General features: G+C 67.3%; 5 protein-coding genes. All 5 read left to right on the forward strand.

What is annotated here, in order from left to right; translation table 11 throughout:
- Positions 1–85: 85 nt before the first annotated feature.
- Positions 86–1,378: an efflux RND transporter periplasmic adaptor subunit gene (locus SB4_RS04925; protein WP_241488486.1), complete on the forward strand. Its 1,293-nt coding sequence runs from the start codon at positions 86–88 to the stop codon at positions 1,376–1,378.
- Between the two features lie 14 nt (positions 1,379–1,392).
- Positions 1,393–2,070 carry an ABC transporter ATP-binding protein gene (locus tag SB4_RS04930; RefSeq protein WP_058751660.1) on the forward strand — a complete coding sequence of 226 codons (678 nt, stop codon included), beginning with the start codon at positions 1,393–1,395 and terminating at the stop codon, positions 2,068–2,070.
- Positions 2,071–2,092: 22 nt separating this feature from the next.
- Complete coding sequence (locus tag SB4_RS04935) at positions 2,093–2,851, forward strand: GIN domain-containing protein (RefSeq protein ID WP_058751661.1); 759 nt, start codon at positions 2,093–2,095, stop codon at positions 2,849–2,851.
- A gap of 28 nt (positions 2,852–2,879) precedes the next feature.
- Positions 2,880–5,279: an ABC transporter permease gene (locus tag SB4_RS04940; protein ID WP_058751662.1), complete on the forward strand. Its 2,400-nt coding sequence runs from the start codon at positions 2,880–2,882 to the stop codon at positions 5,277–5,279.
- On the forward strand, positions 5,272–6,579 hold a 1,308-nt coding region (locus tag SB4_RS04945; protein WP_058751675.1), incomplete at its 3' end, for a TolC family outer membrane protein. The genes SB4_RS04940 and SB4_RS04945, both read left to right, overlap by 8 nt.

Below are 6,579 nucleotides of genomic sequence, written 5' to 3' on the forward strand. Positions count from 1 at the left end.
AACGGTCGGATTCGACGGATGATGCGGAAAAAGGCGTGTTCATAGGGCTTTAGGTTTTTCGGCCATCCTGGGTGAGACTGTGTCCATGATGACCGAACAAAGCACAGGCGCAAACCCTTCCGGCGTGACCGCTGCCGGTGCGGCGATGGACCGTCGGATCGAGCGCAAGGCGACGCCCTGGTGGCGGCGTCGCGCGGTCGTGGTCGCAGGCCTGGTCGTGCTGGCCGCCATCGCGCTTTGGCGCATCCTGCCCGCTGCGGGATCGACCGATATCGCGGCCGCCAATATCGAGACCGGCGAGGTGACGCGCGCCGCGTTCGACGACTATTTGCCGGTGCGCGCCACCGTGACGCCGCGCGTCACCACGCTGGTCGGCGTGCTGTCGGGCGGGCAGGTCGAGAAGCTGCTGGTCCAGGACGGCGAGATGGTCCGCGAAGGCCAGCCGCTGGCGACGCTCGCCAATCCACAGTTGAAGCTCGACATCCTCACCCGCGAGGCGCAGATCGCCAGCCAGCTGGGCGGCGTCGCCAGCGAGGGGCTGGGCATCGAGCGCAACAAGCTGGACCGCGCCAGCCAGGTCGCGCAGGCGGAGTATGACCTGATCAAGGCGCGCCGCGACCTGGGCATTCGCCGCCAGTTGCACGACCAGGGCTTTCTGTCGGACGCGGGCGTCAAGAGCTTCGAGGAAGAGGCCGCCTATCAGGAAAAACGCCTCGCCCAGCTGAAATCGGGTCGCGCGACCGAAGCGCGCATCACCGCCACGCAGTCGGCACGGCTGAACGACACGCAGACGCGGCTGGCGGGCAACATGGCGGCGGTGCGGGCCGGGCTGGAGGGCCTGACCATCCGCGCACCCGCAGGCGGGCGGCTAACGAACTTCGTCATCCAGCCTGGCCAGACGCTGAAGCCCGGTGACCCGGCCGGACAGGTCGATAGCGAAGGCTCGTGGAAGCTCGTTGCCCAGGTCGACGAATATTATCTCGGCCGCGTCGCGGTGGGGCAGAAGGCAACGACCTCCGACGGTGCAGGGCTCACCGTGTCAAAGGTGCTTCCGGCCGTGAAGGACGGGCGCTTCCAGGTCGAGCTGACCTTCGACAAGGCACCGGCCGGGCTCAATCGTGGCCAGACGATCGATATCCGCATCACGCTGGGCGCCGCCAGCCGTGCGGTGGTGGCTCCGGTCGGCGGCTGGCTGGAGGCAGGCGGGGCTTCCGCCTTCGTCCTCGACGCCGATGGTGCCCATGCCCGTCGCCGCAGCGTGAAGACCGGCCGCCGCAATCCCGAACAGGTCGAAATCCTCTCCGGCCTCAATCCCGGCGACCGCATCGTCATCAGCAACACCGCGTCCGTGAAGGGCGACATCCTGAACATCCGATAAGGGGGACTGACATCATGATCCGATTGGAAAGCATTCAGCGCCGCTACGTCTCCGACGAGGTGGAGACGACCGCGCTGCACGATATCGACCTGCATGTGGCGGCGGGCGAGTTCCTGGCCATCATGGGCCCCTCGGGCTGCGGCAAGTCGACCCTGCTCAACACGCTGGGCACGGTCGATCGGCCGACCGGCGGGCGGTACATGTTCGGCGACCGCGATCTGGCCGCGATGGGCGAGAAGGAGCTGGCGAAGTTCCGCGCCGAGACGCTGGGTTTCGTGTTTCAGAGCTTCAACCTGATCGACGAACTGACCATCGAGGAAAATGTCGCGCTGGGCCTCGCCTATCGCAGGGATATCGGGGACCGGCGCGGCCGCGTTGCCGGCGCGATGGACAAGGTCGGCATCGCCCACCGCGCGCGCCACTTCCCGCACCAGCTGTCGGGCGGCCAGCAGCAGCGCGCCGCGATCGCTCGCGCCATTGTCGGCGATCCCAAGCTGATCCTGGCGGACGAGCCGACTGGCAATCTCGATACCGCCAATGGCGAGCAGGTGATGAACATCCTGACCGGCCTGAACGATGCGGGGGCGACCATCGTGATGGTGACCCACTCGCCCAGCCACGCCGATCTCGCCAAGCGCCGCATCGACATGCTCGACGGCCGCATCGTCGCCAGCGCCATGCGCGCGATCTGAACCCCATTTCTGGAGATACGCCATGAAGACGATCCTGCCGCTTTCGCTGGTCCTTTCCCTCCTTCCGGTCGCCGCCTCGCCCGCTCAGGCCCAGACGGCACGCAGCTTTGCGCTGTCCGGCTTCGACCGGATTTCGCTCGAAGGTTGCGACGATGCCGTCGTGACGACCGGCGCGGCTTTCTCGGTTCGGGCGGTCGGCCCAGCCGTCTCGCTGGAGGTCATCCGCGCCGAGGTGCGCGGCCAGACGCTGATCCTCACCCGCCCGGACCGCATGTGCGACAGCCGCGCCAAGCGTCCGAGTGCCACGATCGAAATCACCGTCCCGCGTCTGCGCGGCGTGGAGTCCGAAGGCACCGGCTCCATCCGGCTGCGCCCGTTCGAGGCCGCCGAGTTTCAAGCGGAAATGTCGGGCACCGGCAATCTGACCATCGACGGCTTGCGCAGCCGGAAGGTCGGCATCGCGATGTCCGGGACCGGCAACGCCACCATTCAGGATATCCGCACGTCCAAACTGTCGCTCGAGCTTAGCGGAACGGGCTCGATCCGGGGGGCGGGAGCGGTCGATGCGCTCGCCATCGACAGCAGCGGCACCGGCAATGTCGACACCACCGCGATGACCACACGCGCCCTGTCGGTCGATGCCAGCGGCACCGGCGGCGTCCGCGCCCAGGCGGACGGCCCGGCGGCGATCGACGCCAGCGGCATGACCCGCGTCATCGTGGGCGGCCGCCCGCAATGCACCGTCGACAAGAGCGGCTTCGCCCGCGTCACCTGCGGCTGATGCCTGGGATCATGGGGGATATGACATCATGAACCGCTTCGCGCTTCTGTCGCTCTATCGCTCGCTTGTGCGCCACAAGCTCTATGCCGCGCTCAACATCGGCGGACTGGCGGTGGGTATCGCCGTCTTCCTGGTGCTGGGCCTCTATGTCCGGTTCGAGACGGGGTATGAGAAATGGCTGCCCGGGCATGACAAGCTGTATCTGGTCGAAGAGTATTGGAACATGCCGGGCAGTCCGGCCGACGGCTATTCCACCAGTACGATGGGGGGGCTGATCGATCAGCTTCGCGAGGATTTTCCCGATACGGTCGGGACTCGCATCCAGGTCATGGACGTGAATGTGGTGCGGGGTAACGCGGCGACCACGGAAACGCTGGGTTATGCCGACCCGAATTTTCTCGATATCATACGCTTGCCGATCGTGGCCGGTGATGCTGCGCGGGCTCTGCAAGCGCCGGACAATGTCCTGATCAGCGAAACCATCGCGAAGCGGTACTTCCCCAAAGGAAATCCCATCGGACAGGCCATGACGCTGACCATCATCGGAAAGACGGCGCGCTATCGAATTGCCGGTATTTTCCGTGATCTGCCGCCGGATACCGAATTACCCTATTCCATGCTCGTCAAGACGCCGACGCCGCATCCCGATCCCATGTGGAACCACTGGGGCAGCGAGCGGGTCTGGACCATTCTTCGGTTCGACACGCAGCAGGACGTCGCACGTCTGCAAGCCAAGATGCGCGCTTTCGTCGATCGCCGGGCCAAAGAACAGGGACCCTCCGCCAAGCTACTCAGCCTGAGGATCAATCCGCTGTCGGCCATCCATCTACAGTCGTCCCCTGGCCGCAGTATGACCGTTGTGACCTTAGGAATCGTCGGCCTGCTGACCCTGCTGATAGCCATCGTCAATTACGTGAACCTGGCAACGGCGCGTGGCGGTTTGCGGGCCCGGGAGGTCGCCATGCGCAAGGTTTTGGGCGCAAACCGAACGGCTTTGATCCGGCAATTTCTGGGCGAAGCCATATTGATCGCGGCCTTCGCGGCACTGGGCGGCCTGATTCTCGCCGAACTGGGCCTGCCGTTGATCAACGCCGCCGGGGGGCTGAAGCTGTCGCTGGACTACGCCATGGTCCTACCCGGTCTGGTGGTGTTGGCGCTGGTCGTCGGAGGTCTGGCGGGCCTGTACCCGGCACTGATGCTGTCGCGCTTTCCGGCGGCGGCGGTGTTGGCCTCGTCCCGATCGCCGGGCGGCGGGCGGGCGGGTGCGCGGGTCCGTGAGATTCTGGTGGTATTCCAGTTCGCGCTTGCCATCGCCTTCATGATCGGAACGGTCGTGCTGATCGCGCAGACCCGCCATGTTCGCAAAACCGATGTCGGATTTCGCCGCGATGGGCTGGTAACCGTCAGTTCGACCAGTGACGGGGCGGTCACGGAGGCACAACTGACCGCATTTCTTGCGCGAGCCGCGTCCCTGCCTGGGGTGCGATCGGTGACGACGTCCGATTCCTCGCCTGGGTCCAGCAGCTTCAACAGCGACAATTACGCGGTGCCAGGGAAGCCCGAACCAGGTGCCAGCCTGCAAGCGATTATCACGTCGCCAAATTTCTATCCGACCTTCGGTATCAAACTGATCGCTGGCCGCCTACCCGACGATGCACACCGCGCCGACGATGCGCGCAATGCAGACGATGCTGCGCGGAAAGTCCCTAACGTCGTCATCAACCGCAAGGGGGGCGAGGTGCTGGGCTTTGACAGCCCGGAGGCGGCAATCGGCAAGACTGTTGGGCGGTCCAATCCCCGTACGATTATCGGTGTGGTGGAGAATGCCCGCTTCTTTTCGCCACGCGATCCCGTCAATCCGACCATGTATTATTATCATTCGCGCTTCTCGACGATCCCGCGCACGACCCTGCGCGTCGAAGGCGATCCACGTGAGACGATCGCGGCTCTACGCAGCATTTGGCGCCAGACCGCGCCGCAGGTGCCGTTCGAGGCTCAGACCGCCAACCAGAATATGGAAGAGTACTACAAGGCCGACGACCGGGCGACCCGCCTGTTCGGTATCGGTGCAGGGCTGGCCGTGCTGATCGGGTGCGTCGGGCTGTGGGGTCTTGCGTCGTTCAACACTCAGCGGCGGGTCAAGGAGATCGGCATCCGCAAGACGCTGGGCGCGTCGGCGACGGACATCGTCAAACTGTTGGTCGGGCAGTTCCTGCGCCCCGTGCTGATCGCCAATCTCGTCGCCTGGCCGCTGGCTTTCATCGCGATGCGGACCTGGCTGGCCGGGTTCGACGATCGGATCAGCCTGTCGCCGCTCTACTTCGCGGCGGCGACCGCGCTGGCGCTGACCATCGCGGTGCTGACCGTGTTGGGCCAGTCGCTCAAGGCCAGCCGGGCCGCACCCGCCTGGGCGTTGCGCCATGACTAAGCGAAGGGCGTCGTGGTTGATGGGGGTGGCGTTGGTCGCGGCCACCCCCGCCTCGGCGGAAACGCTGCGCCAGGCGATCGCGGCGGCGTGGGACGGCAATCCCGAACTCGCCGCCGCGCGCGCCCGGCAGGATGCGCTGGCCGAGACGCCGAACCAGGCCCGGGCGGCCGGGCGGCTGACCGCGGCGGCGACCGGCAATGCGGGCTATGACCGGCTGGGCTCCAACGCGACCGGGGTTCGCACCGGCTCGACCTCGGCGCTGGGGGGCGTGACGGCGACGCTGCCGATTTGGACAGGAGGACGGGTCTCCTCGGCGGTGCGCGCGGCCCAGGGCGATGTGGCGGCCGGGGGCGAGACCTTGCGCGATGTCGAGGCGGATGTGCTGGAGCGGGTCGTCGCCGCCTATGCCGACCTGCTCTACACCCAGCAGGCGGTCGAGGTGGCGCGGGTTGGTATCCAGCGGCTCGACAGTCAGGTCGCGGAGGCGCGCTCGCGCTATGGCCTGGGCCAGGCGACCCTAACCGACGTCGCGCAGCTGGAGGCGCAGCGGGCCAGCGTCATCTCCAATCTGGTCGATGCGGAAGGCGCCGTCGCCAGTGCGGCGGCAGCCTATCGCGCGATCGTCGGCCGCGATGCGGGGACGCTGGAGGCGGTGATCGCGCCGCCCGCCACCCTGCCGCGCACCCTGGCCGATGCGCGCGATGCGGCGGAGGCGAGCAACCCGCTGCTCCTCGCCCAGAAGCGGCGCGTCGAGGCGGCGACGGCACGGATCGGCCAAGCGCGTGCGGACGGTGCGCCCGCTATCGATCTGGGCGGCGGCTATGGGCGCGGCGTGCAATGGGCGGGGGGTAGCGCCACCGGCTTCGACAGTGCGGCCAATGCGGGCCTGTCGCTCCGTGTCCCGCTGCTGACCGGCGGGCTCGTTGCGTCGCGGGTGCGCCAGGCGGAGGCCAATGCCCGCGCGGAGCGGTTCGACGCGGATGCGGCGGCGCGCGGCGCGGTGCGGGCGGCGGATACCGCTTGGGCCTCGCTCACCGCTGCCGAGGGACGGCTGAAGGCCAGTGCCGAGGGGTTGCAGGCGGCCGATCTGGCGTTGAAGGGCGTGCGCGCCGAATATGGCTTTGGCCTGCGCACGACGGTCGACATATTGGTCGCCGACCAGAGCTATCGCTCGGCGCAGCTGGCCGTGGCGCGGGCGCAGGTCGATGTGCTGACCGCCCAGGCCGCGTTGTTGCGGGCGACGGGGCGCAGGGGGCGGGGGGCGTTTGAGGAGGCGGAAAGGTCGGTCTCTGCGAGGCCC

The sequence above is a fragment of the Sphingomonas sanguinis genome, from assembly GCF_001476905.1.
Lineage (GTDB): Bacteria > Pseudomonadota > Alphaproteobacteria > Sphingomonadales > Sphingomonadaceae > Sphingomonas > Sphingomonas sanguinis_B.

Coding starts and splice junctions, on each gene's coding strand:
- SB4_RS04940 (WP_058751662.1), top strand. CDS start 2,880: ATGAACCGCTTCGCGCTTCTGTCGCTCTATCGCTCGCTTGTGCGCCAC.
- SB4_RS04935 (WP_058751661.1), top strand. CDS start 2,093: ATGAAGACGATCCTGCCGCTTTCGCTGGTCCTTTCCCTCCTTCCGGTC.
- SB4_RS04925 (WP_241488486.1), top strand. CDS start 86: ATGATGACCGAACAAAGCACAGGCGCAAACCCTTCCGGCGTGACCGCT.
- SB4_RS04930 (WP_058751660.1), top strand. CDS start 1,393: ATGATCCGATTGGAAAGCATTCAGCGCCGCTACGTCTCCGACGAGGTG.